Origin of the sequence: Brevundimonas naejangsanensis DSM 23858 (genome assembly GCF_000421705.1) — a bacterium.
In the GTDB taxonomy this organism is placed as follows: Bacteria; Pseudomonadota; Alphaproteobacteria; order Caulobacterales; family Caulobacteraceae; genus Brevundimonas; species Brevundimonas naejangsanensis.
On sequence record NZ_ATXN01000006.1, the window covers coordinates 106,757 to 126,533 of the forward strand.

The following is a 19,777-nucleotide window of genomic DNA, read 5'->3' on the forward strand; positions in this document are numbered from 1 at the left end:
CTCCCTTCCCCGCCTGCTCGTGGGAGGGCTTCAAGTCATGCGTCATCTTCTTCTCGTCGCCGGTATCGGCCTGTCCGGCCTTGCAGCCGCAACCGCCCTGCCTGCGCAGGCGGCCGTTGTTCAAAGCCAATCCAGCGCCGCCGCGCTCGACGCCCTGCTGGTCGATTACGAGGCCTACCTGCGTCAGAACGACCCGATCGGCTCGGGCATGGACGGCGACCGCGCCGCCCTGTCGCGCCTGCCCGACGCCAGCCGCGCGGGCGAACTGGCCCGCCGCGCCCCGCTGAACGCCCTGAAGGCGCGGCTGGACGCCATCGACCCGGCCGCGCTGGACGAAGCACACCGCCTGAACCACGCCTTCGTCGGCTATCTGATCGGCCGCGAGCTGGAACAGATCGAACTGGATCTGCACCGTCTGGCCTTCGATTCCGAAGGCGGCCCCGGCCAGCTCATGGCCTATCTGGCCCCCGCTGCGCGCATCGCCACGGCCGCCGACGCCGAGGCCTGGCTGAAGCGCCTGGAAGCAGCGCCCGCCTATTACGACGCCGGGATCGCCAACACCCGGCGCGGGCTGGAGACCGGCCTGATCCAGGCTCGTTCGGTCGTCGACAGCGCCCTGGCCCAGGCCGAGCGCGACCTGACGCCGGGCGAGGCGGGCGACGTCCTGCTGCGCCCGTTCAACGCCCTGCCCGCCTCCATCCCCGCCGCGCAGCAGGACCAGTTCCGCGCCCGCGCCCGCGCCCTGGTCGAGGGGCCGATCACCGCCCGCCGCACCGCCTGGCGCGACCTGCTGCGCGACGAATATGCGCCCAAGGCTCCTCAGGAGCCGGGTCTGGTCCACCGCCCCGGCGGCCGAGACATCTACGCCTTCCTGGTACGCAGCAATACGACCACCGACCTGACGCCCGATCAGGTGCACCAGATCGGCGTTGAGGAAGTCGCCCGCATCCGCGCCCGCATGGAGACTGAGATGCGCGCCGCGGGTTGGACCGGCGACTTCGCCGGTTTCCTGAACTTCCTGCGCACTGACCCGCAATTCTACGCCCAGTCGCGCGAGGAACTGCTGGAGAAGGCGTCGGAGATCGCCAAACGCTCGGACGACCGCCTGCCGTCCTTGTTCGCGACCCTGCCGCGCCTGCCTTACGGCGTGCGTCCGGTTCCGATCGAGATGGAGGAGACCTACACCACCGGCCGCTACAACGCCGGTTCGATGGCGATGGGCGTTGCGGGCGGCTACATCGTCAACACCGGCAAGCTGGACCAACGGCCCCTGTATGAACTGCCCGCCCTGACGGTGCACGAGGCCGTGCCGGGCCACCACCTGCAGATCGCGCTGCAGCAGGAAGCCGCCGACCAGCCCTATTACCGCCGCGACGCCGCGGTCACCGCCTTCAGCGAAGGATGGGGCCTGTATTCCGAGTTCCTGGGCGAGGAAATGGGCATCTATCGTACGCCCTATGAGCGGTTCGGCCGCCTCAGCTATGAGATGTGGCGCGCCTGCCGGCTGGTGGCCGACACCGGCCTGCACTGGCTGGGCTGGAGCGAGGAACAGGCCCGCGCCTGCTTCCGCGACAACTCCGCCCTGTCGCCGCACAACATCGAAACCGAACTGCAGCGCTACATCGGCGATCCCGGTCAGGCCACGGCCTATAAAATCGGCGAGATCCGCCTGCGCGAGATCCGCAGCCGGGCCGAGCGCGAATTGGGCGACCGCTTCGACGTGCGGACCTTCCACGACGCCCTGCTGGTCGACGGCGCCCTGCCGCTGGCCCTGCTGGACGTCCGCATGGACCGCTGGATCGCCGAACAGAGGGCGAAGTAACGCCCGCCTCTCCTCCCCATCACATGGGGAGGAGAAGACCCAACTCTGCCCGGGCCTTCTTCGTCAGCCTGGCGGCGATCAGGGCGTGGGCCGATTTCAGATGGTCGGCAAGCTCGTCGTCCGGCCAGTCGCCCGGATCGGCCAGATGCACCCATTTCGCCCGCGCCAGATAGGGCGCCGGCGCCGCCCGCCCCTCCTCGGTCAACACCTCATAGGCGATGTCCGAGACCTTGAACGACAGCCCGCCTTCGGCCCCGATCAGGGCGAACATCTTGCCGCCGACCTTATAGGCGTCATGACCCGGCCCGAACGGATGATCCATCGTCGCCCCCGGCATCGCCAGGCAGACCTTGCCGACGCCCGCGCGGTCCATCCTAGGCCCCGACGCCTAGGCCGATGGGACAAACCACGCCCGTCCCGCCGATGCCGCAATAGCCCGCCGGATTCTTGGCCAGATAACCCTGATGATAATCCTCGGCGAAATAATACGGCCCTGCCGGTTCGATCTCGGTCGTGATGGCGCCGCGCCCCGCCGCGCTGAGCGCCGCCTGATAGGCGTCACGCGAAGCTTCCGCCTCCGCCTGCTGCTCATCATTCAGCGTATAGATGGCCGAGCGATACTGGGTGCCCAGATCGTTGCCCTGACGCATGCCCTGCGTCGGGTCATGGTTCTCCCAGAAGGCCTTCAGCAGATCGCCGTAGGTGATCTTGGTCGGATCAAAGACCACCTGCACCACCTCCGTATGGCCGGTGCGGCCCGAACAGACCTCTTCATAGGTCGGATTAGGCGTGATGCCGCCCGCATAGCCCGCCGACGTGACCCATACGCCCGGTAACTGCCAGAACACCCGCTCCACGCCCCAGAAACAGCCCATGCCGAACACGGCCGTCTGCATCCCCGCGGGGTGCGGCCCCTTCAGCGCCTGGCCGAGAACGAAGTGAGTCTCATCCGTCGTCAGCGCCTCGGCCCGGCCCGGCAAAGCGGTCTCAGGCGTGGGCAGTTCAGCATTCTTCTTCAACAACATGGCGAGAACTCCGCGAAAACATCGTCTGCGCCTATATGGAGGCTTCAAGAGCGCTTGCCCATGGGGAGATCATGCTCTAATCAGCCCCTCCCGTCGGTCCGCTCCCGACGGTTCCGCCCCGGACGCATCCGGGCTTCAGGTGGAATGGACAGGTGGCCGAGTGGTTGAAGGCGCACGCCTGGAACGCGTGTATAGGGGCAACTCTATCGAGGGTTCGAATCCCTCTCTGTCCGCCACCACCATCGCAATTTCCTTTATTTTCAGTCAGTTACCGTTCGATTTGGCTAACTTCCCTGCCGGGTTAGCCAAAGTTTGTTCGCGTTGCGTCCCGCCGATCATGGCGAAGGCGTCCTGCGCCAACAGCCGCTGATCCCGTGCCTTCGTATAGCGCTCGACCTCCTTCGAGGTCTGATGGCCCGTCACGGCCTTGATCTGCGCTTCCGTGCAGCCCGCGTCGGCCAGGCGCGTCGCGGCCGACTTCCGCAAGCCATGCGCGGATCGATCCGGTATCCCGGCTTGCCTGCACGCCCCTCTGAACCAGTTGCCGAAACCGCCTGCCGTAAAGCCGACCTGCGACTGTGTGACCAGAAAGAGCATCTGACCTGCTGGAACGGTGTCGAGCGACGCCTTGAGGCGTGGATGGATCGGAATCTCTAAACAGGCCTCAGTTTTCTCCTGCTGCACAAGAATGGCGCGGCCTTGGACGTGCTGGCGGCCCATCTGACGCACGTCGCCTGACCGCTGGGCGGTGTAGAGCAGAAGATCAAATGCCAAGCGCTCGCGGGAGCCCACGGGCCAATGCTCCTCAAATTTCGCGATGTCCGCCTCATTCCACACGGGGAAACCGCCAGAAGGGATCTTTAGCGGGCTGATGCCGGTGGCTGGATTGTCCACCCGCCATTGCCGGGCGACGGCAAAGGCCAGCATCCAACGCATGATCTTGACCAGCTTATTGGCCGCCGTTGGAAAGCCAGCCTTGCGGTCGCGCATTTTGAGGATGTGCTGCGTCTGCAGACCCCGCACAGGCTGCCCGCCATACTCCGTCCGCAACCGCTCAATGATGCCGCGATATGTTGTTTGAGTAGGCTTTCTTAGCTGCTTCCATTCCGCCGACCCGTAGATTGCTATCGCCAAGGCGTTGATGGTGCCTGGAACCGTGCGGCCGGAGCCAGCAATGATCGTGGTGGTATGGCCCGCGCGGGCGGCATCGTATGCCGCGCGAAATTCTGGAGAGCCAAACACGCCATGCAGGTAAACGGTTGCTCGGCCAGTCTGCCGATACCGGTACCGTAGCTTTCCATGCCGATCTTTGAAGACGTTCAGGTAGGGGTAGCCGAGGGCCTTAGCTTCGTCTCGGCATCGTGTGCACCAGTTCAAGACTCTTGCGCAGTGCGAGAGGCAGTCGATCCGCCATCAGGATGATCCTGACTTCATCCATCAGCAGATCGATCCGTTTGACCGACCCCAACATCGCGGCCAGGGGGACAGCATCATCGTGTCCCAGTCGCCCGACCAGAGCCCCTTCGATCACCTCATGGATGGCTTCCGCGCGAACCCGCCGCAGCACGCCAGCACCTGTCGAGCATTTCCGGCCCTGTTGCAGCGGGGCCGAGACATAATATCGATAGACTTTACCGCCTCGCCCATAGCCGAATGACGGGCTCATCCTGTGACCTTCGCCATCGTGCAGCAGGCCTTTCAGCGGCAGCTCGGCAGCACGCATCGGCCGCTCGGCGTACTGCACGGTATTGGCCTTTAATTGCCGCTGGACCCGATCGAACAGGTCCGCATCAACAATGGCCGGATGTCGCCCCGGCATGGAGAGATCGCCATGGACGATTTCTCCGAGATAGATGCGGTTCTTGAACAAATGAAACAGGGCGCCGCGACTGTAAAGGACACCTTACCGCTTTGGTCCGCTTTGTTGGCGGTATAGAGGGTGTCGAATGCGTCTCGGTTCTTAGCGCTGAAGCCCACGCCGTTGTCGGATACGGAAAACCCATCCACTGCCCTCAATTTGTCGACGAAATCGAGTTGCCCGGCACGGAGAACATGAACGCGAATCTCGCCTTTCTCGACACCGGCCTCAGCGATGGCACTGAATGGCGTTGACCACAAGTTCGATCACGGGAGTATACACGGTTGTCTGGACCGAATATTCTGAACGACACGCTGAATATGGATGTTGCTCAAAGGAATCGATCCGATAAAAGCCAGTCGCGGTTCCGATTCACCATAGAAAAATAGCGGTAAGTCGCAACCTAGTAGGCGTTGGATTAAGAGAAGCGCGTCCGCTTTGGACGTACCAAGTCGCCTCACATCGGCCGCCAGATGGGGCACCGGGATGGCGGTGCGCGGCGCGCGGCGTTTTCCACCTCAGCACAGAGCTCCTGCCCACCTCTGAGTCAAACCTATGCGTGCGCGGATGATCGACGCCTTAGCGGACGTCGCCAATGACCGCGTAGAGTCAGGCCCGGCTATTCGTCCGCCGCCTTTGTCCACGTTTTGCGCCTAAGGGCCATTCCCAGAAGCGCCCCGGGGTTTCCAAGTCTCACCCTCACAGAAAGGCAACTAACGCGCATACTGGACCGGTTGATTATCGACCAAACGAACCGGCCGAGGGCGAGGCGGTGCAATGCAGTCTGTCGCCAAAACGTCAAATTGGTTTCTATTTTTTGTCAGATAGTTTGACAAAATATCCAACTACTGCGCCAATCCCCTCATCTCGCATTCAGAACGAGAACAACGGAGGGATAGGATGAAATTCTCACACTGGCTCAAGTGCGGCGCGGCCCTGGCCATCGTCGGCGCCTCGCCCGTCATGGCGCAGGAGGCCCCGGCCTCCGCACCCCAGGCCGCCGCCGTCGCCGACATCGTCGTCACGGCTCAGCGCCGGGAACAGCGGCTGCAGGACGTGCCCCTGGCGGTCAGCGCCTTCAGCATGGAATCGCTTGAGGACGGCAAGGTCGAGAGCCTGCTGAACCTGGACGGCAAGGTGCCCAACGTGGTCCTGGCCCCGGTCGGCGCCTATCCCTTCGCCAGCGCCTTCTACATCCGCGGCCTCGGCTACGCCGACGTCGAATCCAGCTTCGAACCGTCGGTCGGCGTGGAGTTGGATGGCGTCTATCTGTCGCGCAACGTCGGCGCGGTGCAGGACTTCTTCGACATCGGCGGCGTAACCATACTGCGCGGGCCGCAGGGAACCCTGTACGGCCGCAACACAATCGGCGGCGTGGTCAGCGTCCAGTCGCGACGCCCCTCCTTCGACTTCGGCGCCCGCGCCCAGGCGACGTTCGGCTCCAACGGCCGCCAGGAACTGCGCGCCGGCGTGGAAGGCGCCCTGGTCGAGGATCAATTGGCCGGGAAATTCTCGTTCCTGACCAAGACCTACGACGGCTACATCAAGAATTACGACGGCCGCGACATGGGCGCCCAGGACGTCACCTCTATGCGCGGCGCCCTGTTGTGGACCCCGACGGCGAGCTTCGACGCCACCCTGATTGTCGACTACACCAAGGACAAGGGCACCGGCACGGCGTTCGAGAACGCCAGTCTGCCGTCCATGGTCCTGCCGGGGTTCGGCGAGCCGGCCGATACGGACGGCGATCCCTTCCTCAGCCACGTCGGCGACGACATCTTCTCAGACCTGGAGGCCCTAGGCGTCACTCTGAACGCCAATTGGGATCTCGGCCCGGTCAAGCTGACCTCCATCACCGGCTACCGCAAGACCGACACCGAGGTGCTGAGCGACTTCGACGGCACGCCTACGCCGTTCATGACCGTGCACCGTGACGAGACGCACGACCAGTTCAGCCAGGAACTGCGCCTCGCGTCCAACACCGACGGTCCCCTGACCTATGTGGTCGGCGCCTATTACATGACCCAGGAATACGACATCGGCACGGGTCAGTTCGGCACGGTGTTCGGTTCGCCGACCGCCGGATCGACCATCTACACCCAGCAGAAGGCCGATTCCTGGGCCGTGTTCGGCCAGGCCGACTATGAGGTTCTGCCCGGCCTGACCGTGACGGCCGGCGGCCGCTACAGCAAGGAAGAGAAGACCTTCACCACCCAGCCGCTGTTCTATCCGAACGCGGAGACGTTCGAGGCCAGCTTCGACGATTTCTCGCCCAAGGTTGGGGTCAGCTACAAGTGGTCGGACACCCTGATGACCTACGCCCAGTACTCGCGCGGCTTTCGCGCCGGGGGATTCAACGGTCGCGCCGGGTCCTTCCTGGCCGTCGGTCCCTATGACTCCGAAACGGTCGACTCCTACGAAGTCGGCGTGAAGAGCGACCTGTTCGACCGCCGTCTGCGCCTGAACGCCGCCGTCTTCACCAGCGACTATCAGGACATGCAGCAAAGCGTGCAGCAGTTGATCCCCGGCACGCTGATCAACCAGACGCTGGTCTCCAACGTGGGCGCGGCCACCATCTCGGGCTTCGAGGCCGAGGCCACGGCGCTGCTGACCGACGTCTTCACCATCTCGGCCAGCGTCGGCTATCTGGACGCCAGCTATGATGAGTTCATGGCCGATCTGGGCGACGGTCTGGGCGTCATCGACCGCACCTATCTGCCGATGCCCTACGCTCCCAAATGGAGCAACAGCGTCACCTTCAACTACAAGGACGACTTTGACTTCGGCCGGGTCACGGCTCAGGCCAGCGTGCGGCACATGACCGACATGTACACCAGCTTCAGCACCCTGAACGCCACCACTGACCTGACCATGCGTCAGTCGAACACCGTGGTGGACGGCAGCCTGTCGCTGGAGCTGCCGGACGGCCGCTGGCGCGTCAGCCTGTGGGGCAAGAACCTGACGGACGAACTGGTGATCAACAACACCTTCGGCGTCGGCAACCTGCTGGCCTCGCGAGTCTATCAGCCGCCGCGCGAGATCGGCGTCGATCTCAGCCTGACGTTCTGATCATCGGGGGCCGACGTCGCCAAGGCGTCGGCCCCTTCGACCTCAACTTCGTCCTTCGAGCCGCCATGACTTCCTCCTCCGAACTGATCGGACGGGCGCACGATCTGCTGCCCACGCTCAAGGCCCGCGCGGCCGAGACCGAGGTCCTGCGCCGTCCGCACGACGACACCATTCGCGACCTAATCGATGCAGGCATCGTGCAGATGCTGGTCCCCAAGCGTTGGGGCGGCGCCGAATCCGATCTGAAGACGGTCTATGAAGTCGTCGACGTCCTGGCGCAGGGCTGCATCTCAACCGCCTGGATCGCCTCCTTCTACATCGGCCACAACCTTTACGCCGCCAAGCTGACGCCCCAGGCGCAGGATGAGTTGTTCGGTCCGCGCGGCTTCGTCCTGCTGCCGGCCGCCACCGCTCCGACCATGAAGGCCGAACCCGTCAAGGGCGGTTGGATCATCTCAGGCCGCGCGCCCTGGGGCTCGGGCGTGATGCACGCCGACTGGGTCATGGTCTCTGGGATGACGCACGAGAAGACGCCGCGCAGCTTCGTCATGCCGGTCGCGGACGTCGCCGTCGTGGACACCTGGCGCTTCACGGGCATGGCCGGAACGGGCTCCAACGACATCGTCGCCGAAAACGTCTTCGTGCCCGACCACCGCTCCATCGACGGCGTCGCCCTGCGCAAGGGGGCGACGGAGGGCACGGCGCTTTACGACAATCCGCTATACGCCATCCCCCTGGTGCCCATGTCCTACACGACGATCATTCCGGTGCTGACCGGCGGGCTGAAAGGCGCTCTGAGCGCCTTTGAAGCCATCGTCGACCGGCGCGTGCGCAACTTCTCGGGCGACGTGGTCAAGGATCAGCAGCACGCCCACATCGTCATGGGCGAGATGCAGATCGCAACGCGCGCCGTCGATGTTCTGGGCCGCGCCCACATCGACCGCACCGAGGCCCTGGTGCAGACCGGATTCACGACCGAGGATCGGATCGCCCTCAAGGGATCGGCCGCCTATCTGGCGCGCACCGGCCGCGAGGTCATACAGGCGATGATGGCCGCCGCCGGCTCGTCCAACTATCACCACGACCAGCCGATCCAGCGCTTCTGGAGAGATCTCGCGACCGTCACGTCCCACGCCTTCTGGGACTGGGACATCGCCCGCGAACAGGTCGGCCGACGCCATTTCGGCCTGCCCATCAACAACCCCATCGTCTGACCCGGAGCCGCCCCCGATGACCGCACCCGACGATGACCGCATCCTCGCCCTGGCCGATCGTTTCATCGCGGCCATCCAGGCCGGCGATATCGAGGCGGTGAAGGCCTGCTATCATTCCGAAGCCGAAGTCTGGCTGAACACCGCAGGCGTCGCTGTGAACCGCGAGGCCAATCTGGCCGTCCTCGCCGCCTTCGCCGCCAAGACTTCAGAGCGTCGTTATGAGGACCGCCGCATCCGCATCCTGCCCGACGGCCCGAACCGCCCAGGCGGTTACGTGCAGCAGCACGTGCTGCACGCCACGCACAAGGCGGGACCGGTTCTCGTCCTGCCCGCCGTTCTGGTCTGCCAGATTCAAGACGACCGCATCATCCAGCTGGAGGAGTATTTCGACTCAGCCCCGCTTATCGCCTGGCGCGCCCAGGCCGACGCGGCCGCCGCCTGATGCGCCCGCCCCCCTTCCCGCCCCAGTATCCAGGAGTTCGCGGATGACCACCGTCCCGCCCCCTTCCGCCGCGTCGCCCGCCGTGCCCGCGCGTCCGCGTTACGCCATCTACGTCGTCCTCGTGCTGATGGTCGCCTATATGCTGTCCTTCATGGACCGGGTGCTGATCAGCCTGATGATCGACCCGATCCGCAGCGAACTGGGCCTGGGCGACACCCAGGTCGGCCTGCTGGTCGGCTTCGGCTTCGTGCTGCTGTATTCGATCATGGGCGTGCCGTTCGGCTCGATCGCCGACAACGGCAACCGTCGGAACCTGATGGTCGGCGGCGTCCTGGGCTGGAGCGCGGCCACCGCCGTCAGCGGCTTCGCCGGCGGCTTTCTCAGCCTTCTGGCCGCCCGCGCCATGGTCGGCATCGGCGAAGCCACCCTGTCTCCCGCCGCCTATTCCACCATCGCCGACCGCTTCGAGAAGCGAAAGCTGGGCTTCGCCGTCAGCCTCTACAACATGGGGGTCTCGCTGGGCGGAGGCGCGGCCATGCTGTTCGGGGGCGTGCTGGTCGCCTGGGCGATGGCCACGGTCATCCCCATGCCCTGGGGCGAACTGACAGGCTGGCGCCTGGCCTTCGTCGCCGTGGGCCTGCTGGGCGTTCCCCTCGCCGTCGTCATGCTGCTGACCGTGCGGGAGGCGCCGCGCCGTCAGGGCGCCGCCAAGGCTCCGCCGCTGAGCGCCCTGTGGGCCCTGGCGATGAGGCACAAGGCCGCTTTCGGCGCGGTGGTCATCGGCTACTCCATCATCGTCATCGCCGCCTATGGCGCCATGCTGTGGGCGCCCGTCCATTTCGCCCGCGCCCATGGCATGAGCCCGGCCCAACTCGGCCTGGCCTTCGGCGTCATCATCGGCCTGTTCGGCACCATCGGCCTGGCGGTCGGCGGCCTGCTCTCCGACCGCTCGGCCAAGCGCGGTCATCCGGACGCCCCGGTGCGTGTGGTCGTGGCCTCGGCCATCATCCAGTTCCCCCTGATGATCGGCGCCTATCTGGTCAGCGATACGACCGTCGCCCTGATCCTGGCGGCCGCGGGCATGGCCACGGTCTCGACCATCGGCGGGCTGCAGGCCGGCACGCTGCAGATCCTGACGCCCGCCACCATGCGCGGGCGAATGACCGCTATCTATCTGCTTGTGGCCAACATGGCCGGCATGGGTCTGGGCCCGCTGCTCACCGGCTTCGTCAGCGAGCACCTGTTCGATGGCCCGACCAGCCTGGGCAAGGCCCTGGCCCTGGTGACCGCCGTGTCGCTGACCATCGGCGTCGTCCTGTTGCTGATCACCCGTAAGGCGATCATCGTCGCCGTGCAGGACAATGACCGCAACGAAGCCATCGCGGCCGACGCTGTCTGATCAGACGATCCATACCGACAGCAAAACCCCCGCCGGTCCGACCGGCGGGGGTTTTCATTTGAACATCAACCGGCAGCTGAGCCCTTCGGGGCGCCCTCGCGCACCGCCGACAGCATCTTGTCTCCGAACAACACCGACCACTGCTCGGCCGTCAGCGTCATTTGACGCGCGGCGGCCGGATGATCAGCGGCGACGGCGCCGGCCGTCTTCACGGCCTCACGCGCGCCGACGCGGTCGAACCACGCCTTGAGCATCGGCCATTCGGCTATGTCCATATCGATGGCGCGACTGGCGCGCACCCAGGGCCAGCAGGCCATGTCGGCGATCGAATATTCCTCGGCCAGATAGTCCGCCTGCGACAGCCGCGTCTCCAGCACGTCGAACAGGCGTCGCGCCTCGCGCGTGTAACGCTGGACCGGATAGGCGTCCGGCTCGGGGCAATAGCGCAGGAAGTGGTGCGCCTGGCCATGCTGCGGCCCCAGGCTGGCCATCTGCCACATCAACCAGGTGACCGCCGTATGCCGCAGACGCGGCGCGTCAGGCAGAAACCGCCCGGCCTTCTCGGCGAGATACAGCAGGATGGCGCCCGACTCGAACAGGGCCAGCGGCTCTCCGCCTCCGATCGGCATGTGATCCACAAGGGCCGGCAGGCGACGGTTGGGGTTGATGGCGCCGAACTCCGGCGTCAGGTGCCGCCCTTCGAAAAGGTTGTATTTGATGACGCGGTGCTGAAGCCCCGTCTCGGCGAGCATGATCGCCACCTTGTGCCCGTTGGGCGTGTCGCATCCGTGCAGGTCGATCAAAGCCGGCCTCCGTGAGATTGGGGTGTGTGAGTGCGTAAGGGCGGATCGTCAGGCGATCTTCGCGTCCTTCCAGTATTCGTCGCGGATCAGCCGCTTGTAGAGCTTGCCCGTGTCGTGGCGGGGCAGTTCGCGCATGAAGTCGAACTGGCGCGGCAGCTTGATCCCTGACAGCGACTGCCGGGCCCAGGCGGACAGTTCCTCAGCGAAGGCCGGCGTGGCGTCGGCCCAGTCGGCCGGCTGGATCACCGCCACCACCCGCTCGCCCATCTCGGGGCAAGGCGCGCCGATCACGGCGGCGTCGGCCACCTGAGGGTGCTGGATCAGCAGGTTCTCGATCTCTTGCGGATAGATGTTCACCCCGCCCGAAATGATCATGAAGCTCTTGCGGTCGGTCAGGAACAGATAGCCGTCCTCGTCCAGCCGCCCGACATCGCCCAGAGTCGTCCAGCCGCGCGCGTCATAGGCGGTCGCCGTCTTGTCCGGGTCGTTGTGGTATTCGAACGGGTGGTCGCCCTGGAAATAGATGTTCCCGACCTCGCCCGGCGGCAGCTCATTGCCCTCATCGTCGCAGATATGGACTACGCAGAAATTGGCCTTGCCCACCGAGCCCGGCTTCTGCAGCCACTCGTGCGAGTTGATGATGGTCATGCCATTGCCCTCGGTCCCGGCGTAATATTCGACCAGGATCGGCCCCCACCAGTCGATCATCGCGTGCTTGACCGGCACGGGGCACGGCGCCGAGGCGTGAATGGCCAGCTTCAGCGTCGAGACGTCGTATCTGGCGCGCACCGCGTCCGGCAGTTTCAGGATGCGGATGAAGTGGGTCGGCACCCATTGGCTGTGGGTGACGCCGTGACGGTCAATCGCGGCCAGGGCTAGTTCGGCGTCGAACTTGTCCATCAGCACCACCGTGCCGCCCAGATGCTGCACCGCCATCGACCAGCGCAGGGGCGCGGCGTGATACAGCGGGGCCGGGCACAAATAGACGCTGGCCTCGTCCACGCCAAAGCGGGTCTTGGCCACCACGGTCGTCATCGGCATGGCGGCGATGTCGCCATCCACGGGCAGTTCCGGCCGGATGCCCTTGGGCCGCCCCGTGGTGCCGGAGGAATAAAGCATCTCGCCGCCCGCCACTTCATCGGCGATGCGGGTCGCGGGGTGATCCGCGACCGCGTCCTCCCAGACGCGATAACCGGGCACGGCGCCGCCCAGCGAGAACAACATCAGGTCCGACAGACCCGCAGGCAGCGCCGCCGTGTGGGGCAAATCCGCGCCGGCGATCAGCACCTTGGCCCCGCAGTCTCGGGCAATGTAGTCGACCTCGGCCAGCGTCAGCCGCGACGACAGGGCGACGAAGTACAGCCCCGACCGCTGCGCCGCCCAGGCCAGGGTGAAATAGTCCGGCGTATTGTTCAGGCACACGGCGACGGCGTCGCCAGGCTTCAGGCCGAGGGACCGCAGCAGATGGGCCGCCCGGTTGGAGGCCTGTTCCAGTTCGCGGAAGGTCGTGACCGTCCCTGTCCGGGTCATGATCAGGGCGGGCTTGTCGGGGGTGACGGCGGCGAAGTGGCTGGGATGCATGGAACTGCTCAGTTGACGTTGCGCGCGCGCCCGACCCAGTAGGGCTGGCGCAGGATGTGTTTCAGGACCTTGCCCGTGACGTTGCGCGGCAGGGTCGCGACGACCTCGACCGAGCGCGGGACCTTGAAGCCGGCGAGGCTTTGGCGGCAGGCGTCGCGCAGGGCCTCTTCGCTGCTCGTCTGGCCGGGGCGCAGCACCACCAGCGCCTTGACCGCCTCGCCCCAGCGGTCGTCGGGCACGCCGATCACGGCGGCCTCGGCCACGGCCGGATGCTCGAGCAAGGCGCGCTCGACCTCAGCGGCATAGACATTCTCGCCACCGGTCACGATCATGTCCTTGATGCGGTCGCGAATATAGAGATAGCCCTCGGCGTCCAGGCAGCCCGCGTCGCCGCTGCGGAACCAGCCGTCGGCGTCCAGCGTCGCCCGCGTTTCGTCCTCGGCGCGCCAATAGCCCAGCATGATCCCCGCCGCGCGAATGGCGATCTCGCCCGTCTCGCCCGGCGCCAGACGCTCGCCCTCCGGCGACAGGATGGCCAGTTCGACGCCAGGAAAGGCCCGCCCAGTGGAGGCCAGGCGCGGATGGTCAGGATCGGCGTGGTCCGCCGGCGTCAGGCCGACCACGGCGCCCGTCGTCTCGGTCAGCCCATAAACCTGCATGAAGTCGCAGCCGATGACGCGTACGGCCTCGCGCAACAGCGGCGCGGGGATGGGCGAGGCGCCGTAGATGATCTGGCGCACGCGCGAGAAATCGACCTCGTGCACGCGCGGATCGTTCAGCAGGATCTGCAGGGCGGCGGGCACGACGAACAAGATCGTCGCCTGCTGCTGCTCGATGTCGCGCAGCAGGGCGGCGGGATCGAACTCTTTCAGGATGGCGTTGCGCGCGCCCCAGACCATGGCGTTCAGCGGCCCGACCGCCCCGCCGACGTGGCCCACCGGCATGGCCGCCAGGTTGACATCGTCGGGGGTGAAGATTTCCCAGGCCGCGCCCGCCTCGGCGTTGATCCGGCGCTGGGCCAGGATGTTGCGATGGCTGACCAGCACGCCTTTGGGCCGCCCGGTCGTGCCTGAGGTATAGACCTGAAGCACCGCCGCCGCCTCATCGACCGCTTCCCCACCGGTCAGGTCGCCCGCCCCGTCGCGCCACAGATCATAGGTCACGCGGCCCGGCGCACCGCCTTCGACGGCGACGACATGGCGAACGTCGGGCGCCGAGGCCAGGGCCGCGTCCAGCAGCGCCGCCTCCTCCGGCCCGACGAAGACCGCCTGCACTCCTGCGTGGTTCAGGATGAAGCCGACCTCGTCAGCGCTGAGCCGCCAGCCGATCGGCGTCATGACCACGCCCAGCCGCGCCGCGCCCAGCAAAATCTCGTAGAAGCGATCGCTGTTGCGGCCCAGCCAGGCGATGCGGTCGCCGGCCTTCAGCCCCCAGGCGAACAGGCCCGCCGCCACAGCGCCGGCGCGGTGCTCCAGTTCGGCAAAGGTCTGGTCCCGCCCCTCGAAGCTCAGGGCGATGCGGTCGGGACGCGCCGCCGCGTGATGCGTCAGCATCTGGTCCAGGGTGTCGAAATGGGGCGGCGCGCGCCCCTGCTCGCTTGAGATCGTCTCGATCTGGATCGTCTCGATCATGCGGCTCCCTCCCCAAGGCTGCGCGATGGCGGTGCTCAGAAGATGCGGGCCGCCGCGTCCGTCTGGGCGTCGAAGCTGCGGACGTAGGCTTCGCGCGCCTCCGCCCCCGGCCGGGTCGTCGCGGGAACGACCAGGGCGCGGATGTCACGGATGCCGATGGTCTCGAAGATGTGCTTCAGATAGGGCAGCTGGAAATCGACATAGTCGCCCGCCATCGTCGACGACCGCGTCAGGATCATCTGCATGGGCCGGTTTCGCAGCAGCCCGACATGACGCATCTCGTCGGCCTTGTAGCCGAAGGTCACGCGCGGCTGGACGATGATGTCGAGGTAGAGCTTCAGCGCCCAGGGGATGCTGTAATTCCACATGGGGCAGGACAGCAGGATGCGGTCGGCGCGATCCAGCCGGGCCACGGCGTCGGTGACGATGCGCCAGGCGTCGTCGGCCTCGGGCGAGACCGCCTCACCGAAGATGGGCGCGAATTTGCGAAAGGCGTGCTCGGCCTCGAAGCGCGGCAGGTCCTCTTCGAACAGGGCCAGGGTGTCGATCTCTTCATCCGGGTTCTGTTCCCGCCAGGTCGCGATGAAGCGATCCGCCAGCGACCGCGACGCCGACCTTTCCCCCTTCGGGCTGGCCACGATATGAAGCAGCATGATGTCTCCCGATGCGTCGGCTGCAGCCGATCTCTCGCTCATCTGGCCAAGAGTTTTGTCAATTTATTTGGCAATCACAAGCCCTGAAGCCGCCGTTGACTTTCGACCGTCACCTCGCCAGTGATTGTAAGATTAATTGACGTTATGGAGAATGCCCTCGTGACCAGCCAACCGGTGAACGGCCCTCTGCACGGGCTGAAGGTCGTCGAGATGGGCCAACTGATCGCCGGTCCCTTCTGCGGCCAGTTGCTGGGCGACATGGGCGCCGAGGTGATCAAGCTAGAAGCGCCGGGCGTCGGCGACCCGATGCGGCACTGGGGCCAGGGGAAGACGCCGACCTGGTGGCGCGTCATCGCTCGCAACAAATACTCCGTCGCGGTCGACCTGCGTGCGGCCGAGGGCCAGCAGACGGCGCGCGACCTGATCGCCCAGGCCGATATCCTGATCGAGAACTTCCGTCCCGGCACGCTGGAGAAATGGGGCCTGGCCCCGGCCGATCTGATGGAGGCCAACCCGCGTCTGATCGTGGTGCGGGTCTCCGGCTATGGCCAGTCTGGTCCCTATTCCTCGCGCGCCGGCTTCGGCGGCATCGGCGAGGCCATGGGCGGCTGGCGCGGCATCGTCGGCGAACCGGATCGCGCCCCGTCGCGCATGGGGGTGTCGATCGGCGACACTCTGGCCGCCACCTACGGCTGCATGGGCGCCCTGGCGGCGCTGCAGCACCGCGAGCGCACCGGCCAGGGTCAGGTGGTCGACAGCTCCCTGTATGAAAGCGTGCTGCAGGTCATGGAGAGCATGATCCCTGAATACGCCGTCAACGGGCACAAACGCACGCGCACCGGTTCGCTCCTGCCCAAGATCGCGCCGTCGAACGTCTATCCCTGCGCCGACGGCGAATATCTGATCGGCGCCAATCAGGACGCGGTCTTCGCCCGCCTGTGCGACGCCATGGGCCGCCCTGAACTGGCGATCGACGCCCGCTACGCCACCCATCTGGCGCGCGGCGAGCATCAGAGCGAGTTGGACGCGCTGATCGGCGAATGGACCGCGACCCTGACGGTGCAGGCCCTGGAAGACCTGATGATCGAACACGCCGTTCCGGCCGGCCGCGTCTTCGACGCCGAGGACATGATGGCCGATCCGCATTTCGCGGCTCGCGAAGCCATCATCGAGGTCGATGACCCCGTCCTGGGCAAGGTGCCGATGCAGGGCGTCTTCCCCAAGCTGTCGGCCACGCCGGGCTCCGTGCGCCGCCCCGCCCCGCTGGAGGTCGGTCAAGACACGGCAGACGTCCTGCAACGCTGGCTCGGCGTCTGACACGCAGCGCCGGTCCGACGGATAGTTCTAGACAGCGCCCAGATGCGGCGCCGCATAGCCGATGCGCGCCTCAAAGCGCTCGATCTCAGCCATCCGCGCCAGGGCGACATCAATCTCGTCCTTGCCTTCCAGCAGCTTGACCTTGTCGGCCGCGCCGATGTCGAACGACCAGACTCGCCCGCCCGCCGTCACCGTCTGATCCGGCAGGCTGATGCTGAAAAGCGCCGTCGCCGGATGGCGCGCCAGGTCCATCAGCGCCAGGCAGTCGGCCTCCGGCAGGATCAGCGACAGAACGCCGTTCTTCATGCAGTTGTTGCGGAAGATGTCGGCGAAGCTGGGGGCGATGACGCAGCGGATGCCGAAATCCGCCAAGGCCCAGGGCGCGTGCTCGCGGCTGGAGCCGCAGCCGAAATTATCCAGCGCGATCAGCACCCCCGCCCGGTCCCACGGCGACTGATTCAGAACGAAGTCCGAACGCGGCCGATCATCCGCGTCGAACCGCAAGGGATGCAGCAGGATGCGCCCCAGCCCGGCCCGCGTCACGCCCTTCAGAAAACGGCCTGGGACCAGTTTATCGGTGTCGATATTGGCGATGGACAGGGCCGCCGCGACGGCGTCCAGGGTGACGAAAGGCTGCATCAGACAAGGCTCCGGACATCGACCAGCCGTCCCGCCACAGCCGCAGCGGCGGCCATCGACGGCGACACCAGATGGGTGCGGCCGCCCGGTCCTTGACGGCCCTCGAAATTGCGGTTGGAGGTCGAGGCGCAACGCTCGCCCGGCGACAGCCTGTCGGGGTTCATGCCCAGGCACATGGAGCAACCCGGTTCGCGCCACTCGAAACCTGCATCGATGAATACCCGATCCAGCCCCTCGGCCTCGGCCGCCGCCTTGACGTGACCGGAGCCCGGCACGACCAGGGCGCGCACGCCCTCGGCGACATGACGGCCGCGCGCGACGGCGGCGGCGGCGCGCAGATCCTCAAGCCGGCCGTTGGTGCAGCTGCCGATGAAGACGGTGTCGATGGACAGACCGTCCAGAGGCTGATCCGGCGACAGCCCCATATAGGCCAGCATCTGTTCGACCTGGGCGCGCCGCCCGACGTCGCTCAGGGCGCTCAGGTCGGGGGTCCGGCCGCCAATGGTCGTCACCGCCTCGGGACTGCTGCCCCATGTGACCATCGGCTCGACGGCGGCGGCGTCGATGCGCACCACCTGGTCGTAGGTCGCGCCCGGATCGCTGGCCAGGGTACGCCAGTCGGCGACCGCCGCCTCGAAGGCCGCGCCTCGCGGCGCATGGGGGCGGCCTTTCAGCCAGGCGAAGGTCGTCTCGTCCGGGGCGATCAGGCCGGCGCGGGCGCCCGCCTCGATCGACATGTTGCAGACGGTCATCCGCCCCGCCATGTCCAGGTCGCGGATGGCCTGACCGGCGTATTCGATGATGAAGCCGGTCGCCCCATTGGCGCCGATCCGGCCGATGATCGCCAGAACCAGATCCTTGGACGTGACCCCGAAACCGAGCGCCCCCTCCACCTCGATCAGCATCGATCTGGCGCGCTTCTGCACCAGGGTCTGGGTCGCCAGAACATGTTCGACCTCGGAGGTGCCGATGCCGAAGGCCAGGGCGCCGAAGGCTCCGTGGGTGGCGGTGTGGCTGTCGCCGCAGACGATGGTCATGCCCGGCAGAGTCAGCCCCTGTTCCGGCCCGACGACGTGGACGATGCCCTGGTCGATGCTATCCAACGGAATCCACGGCAGGCCGAACTCGGCGGCGTTGGTCTGCAACTGCTCGATCTGCGCCCGGCTTTCGGGATCGAGGATTCCGGCAGCCCGGTTCAGGGTCGGAACATTGTGGTCGGCCATGGTCAGGGTTTGGTATGGCGCATGAACGCCAATGCCGCGCTGACGCAGGCCCTCGAAGGCCTGGGGGCTGGTGACTTCGTGGACCAGATGGAAGTCGACATACATCAGCATGTCGCCGCCGCCGAGGTCGGCGACCTGGTGCCGGTCGTATATCTTGTCCAGCAGGGTGCGGGGCTGAGTCATCGCGATCTCCTCAGCGGCCGGTGAACTGGGCCGGATGTCGGGCGATGAAGGCGGCGGCGCCTTCGCGGAAATCGGCGGTGCGGCCCGCCTGGCCCTGCGCCTGCCGCTCGACGTCGAGGGCCCGGGCGAAATCGAGGTCCAGCGCCGCGCGCGCGGTGCGGCGGAGGGCAGCGTAGGCCAGGGTCGGTCCAGCCGCCAGCCGTTCCAGCAGGGCCTCGGCCTCGCCCTCCAGCGCCTCAGGCTCAACCGCCTTCCAGGCCAGACCCCAGTCAACGGCCTGATCCGCCGTGATGCGCTCGCCCGTCATCATCAGGCTCATCGCCCGGTGCCAGCCCAGGGTGCGCGGCAACAGCCAGCTGGCCCCGCCGTCGGGGGCCAGCCCCACCTGCGCGAAGGCATAGGCCAGGAAGGCCGAGCGCGACATGACGATCATGTCGGCGGCCAGGGCGATCGACGCCCCCGCCCCGATCGCCGGCCCGTTCACCGCCGCGACGATGGGGATCGGCAGGTCCGCCAACTTGAGCAACAGGGGGTTGATGTGGCTCTCCAGAATCGCCCCGGCGTCCTCGGGCAAAGGCTCAGACAAGGTTCCGCCGGCGCAGAAGGCCCGTCCCGTTCCGGTGATCATCAAGGCGCGCGCGCCGGAGGCGACGGCGGCGTCCACAGCGGCGTCCAGAGCCTCGATCATCGGCTCGTTCAGGGAATTCATCCGCTGGGGCTGGTCCAGCCGGATCACCGCTCCCGCGCCCCTGCATTCAAAACCGATCATCGCACACCTCGCCAGCGCCGCCCCATCCGCGCAACCAGCGGACGGATGACGGAAAAACGCCTGAACATGAGTTGACAGACATGGTGCGGGGCGGGATTAGATGTCAATAGATTTGACATTCTTTCCGCCTCTCGGGGCGACCGGAGCAC

Annotated in this window: 17 protein-coding genes and 1 tRNA gene; 7 read left to right on the plus strand and 11 right to left on the minus strand. The window is 66.4% G+C overall.

All coding sequences use genetic code 11. The features are described 5' to 3' along the window. Positions 1–37: 37 nt before the first annotated feature. Entirely contained in the window at positions 38–1,822 is a 1,785-nt protein-coding gene (locus H556_RS0112840; RefSeq protein WP_024354820.1) for a DUF885 domain-containing protein, read from the plus strand. A gap of 19 nt (positions 1,823–1,841) precedes the next feature. Here H556_RS0112840 and H556_RS0112845 read toward each other — a convergent pair whose 3' ends face one another. Both H556_RS0112845 and msrA read right to left on the minus strand, forming a co-directional pair. Continuing rightward, positions 1,842–2,195: an MmcQ/YjbR family DNA-binding protein gene (locus H556_RS0112845; RefSeq protein ID WP_024354821.1), complete on the minus strand. Its 354-nt coding sequence runs from the start codon at positions 2,193–2,195 to the stop codon at positions 1,842–1,844. A gap of 1 nt (position 2,196) precedes the next feature. Continuing rightward, on the minus strand, positions 2,197–2,847 hold the full coding sequence (gene msrA, locus H556_RS0112850; protein WP_024354822.1) for a peptide-methionine (S)-S-oxide reductase MsrA: 651 nt from the start codon (positions 2,845–2,847) through the stop codon (positions 2,197–2,199). A gap of 146 nt (positions 2,848–2,993) precedes the next feature. Between msrA and H556_RS0112855 the strand changes: the two genes are divergently transcribed. Beyond that, positions 2,994–3,083, plus strand: a tRNA-Ser gene (locus H556_RS0112855). Between the two features lie 28 nt (positions 3,084–3,111). Here the strand turns inward: H556_RS0112855 and H556_RS0112860 are convergent. Together H556_RS0112860 and H556_RS0112865 are read right to left on the minus strand one after the other, a co-directional pair. Continuing rightward, entirely contained in the window at positions 3,112–4,089 is a 978-nt protein-coding gene (locus H556_RS0112860) for a tyrosine-type recombinase/integrase (protein WP_024354823.1), read from the minus strand. Between the two features lie 100 nt (positions 4,090–4,189). Further along, positions 4,190–4,726, minus strand: a complete 537-nt coding sequence (locus H556_RS0112865) for a recombinase family protein (protein WP_155802487.1) — start codon at positions 4,724–4,726, stop codon at positions 4,190–4,192. A gap of 879 nt (positions 4,727–5,605) precedes the next feature. Here H556_RS0112865 and H556_RS0112870 point away from each other — a divergent pair. The 4 genes from H556_RS0112870 to H556_RS0112885 all read left to right on the plus strand — a co-directional run bounded on the left by H556_RS0112870 (position 5,606) and on the right by H556_RS0112885 (position 10,829). Further along, positions 5,606–7,774 (plus strand): TonB-dependent receptor, encoded by a 2,169-nt coding sequence (locus tag H556_RS0112870; RefSeq protein WP_024354825.1) that lies wholly within the window; start codon positions 5,606–5,608, stop codon positions 7,772–7,774. 65 nt (positions 7,775–7,839) lie between these two features. After that, the gene (locus H556_RS0112875) at positions 7,840–8,988 is read left to right on the plus strand and encodes an acyl-CoA dehydrogenase family protein (protein WP_024354826.1); all 1,149 of its coding nucleotides are present in this window, start codon (positions 7,840–7,842) and stop codon (positions 8,986–8,988) included. A 16-nt stretch (positions 8,989–9,004) separates the two neighbouring features. Then, positions 9,005–9,430: a nuclear transport factor 2 family protein gene (locus tag H556_RS0112880; RefSeq protein WP_024354827.1), complete on the plus strand. Its 426-nt coding sequence runs from the start codon at positions 9,005–9,007 to the stop codon at positions 9,428–9,430. A 43-nt stretch (positions 9,431–9,473) separates the two neighbouring features. Continuing rightward, positions 9,474–10,829, plus strand: coding sequence for a spinster family MFS transporter (locus tag H556_RS0112885; RefSeq protein ID WP_024354828.1), 1,356 nt, complete (start codon positions 9,474–9,476; stop codon positions 10,827–10,829). Between the two features lie 65 nt (positions 10,830–10,894). Here H556_RS0112885 and H556_RS0112890 read toward each other — a convergent pair whose 3' ends face one another. The 4 genes from H556_RS0112890 to H556_RS0112905 are packed head-to-tail and all read right to left on the minus strand — an operon-like array spanning position 10,895 to position 15,497. Next, positions 10,895–11,632, minus strand: a complete 738-nt coding sequence (locus H556_RS0112890) for a glutathione S-transferase N-terminal domain-containing protein (RefSeq protein WP_024354829.1) — start codon at positions 11,630–11,632, stop codon at positions 10,895–10,897. Positions 11,633–11,680: 48 nt separating this feature from the next. Continuing rightward, on the minus strand, positions 11,681–13,213 hold the full coding sequence (locus H556_RS0112895) for an acyl-CoA synthetase (protein WP_024354830.1): 1,533 nt from the start codon (positions 13,211–13,213) through the stop codon (positions 11,681–11,683). An 8-nt stretch (positions 13,214–13,221) separates the two neighbouring features. Next, positions 13,222–14,844 carry a long-chain-fatty-acid--CoA ligase gene (locus H556_RS0112900; RefSeq protein ID WP_024354831.1) on the minus strand — a complete coding sequence of 541 codons (1,623 nt, stop codon included), beginning with the start codon at positions 14,842–14,844 and terminating at the stop codon, positions 13,222–13,224. Positions 14,845–14,879: 35 nt separating this feature from the next. Further along, on the minus strand, positions 14,880–15,497 hold the full coding sequence (locus H556_RS0112905) for an FMN-dependent NADH-azoreductase (protein WP_024354832.1): 618 nt from the start codon (positions 15,495–15,497) through the stop codon (positions 14,880–14,882). Between the two features lie 159 nt (positions 15,498–15,656). On the opposite strand from H556_RS0112905, the gene H556_RS0112910 reads away from it, so the two are divergent. Next, on the plus strand, positions 15,657–16,814 hold the full coding sequence (locus tag H556_RS0112910) for a CaiB/BaiF CoA transferase family protein (protein WP_245559485.1): 1,158 nt from the start codon (positions 15,657–15,659) through the stop codon (positions 16,812–16,814). A 27-nt stretch (positions 16,815–16,841) separates the two neighbouring features. Here the strand turns inward: H556_RS0112910 and leuD are convergent, their stop codons facing one another. From leuD to H556_RS0112925, 3 genes are read right to left on the minus strand one after another with little or no spacing between them, the layout of a single operon-like run. Further along, positions 16,842–17,453, minus strand: coding sequence for a 3-isopropylmalate dehydratase small subunit (gene leuD / locus H556_RS0112915; RefSeq protein WP_024354834.1), 612 nt, complete (start codon positions 17,451–17,453; stop codon positions 16,842–16,844). Then, complete coding sequence (gene leuC, locus H556_RS0112920) at positions 17,453–18,859, minus strand: 3-isopropylmalate dehydratase large subunit (RefSeq protein WP_024354835.1); 1,407 nt, start codon at positions 18,857–18,859, stop codon at positions 17,453–17,455. The genes leuD and leuC overlap by 1 nt, the downstream gene beginning before the upstream one ends. A gap of 10 nt (positions 18,860–18,869) precedes the next feature. Beyond that, positions 18,870–19,628 carry an enoyl-CoA hydratase-related protein gene (locus tag H556_RS0112925; protein WP_024354836.1) on the minus strand — a complete coding sequence of 253 codons (759 nt, stop codon included), beginning with the start codon at positions 19,626–19,628 and terminating at the stop codon, positions 18,870–18,872. Positions 19,629–19,777: the final 149 nt, after the last annotated feature.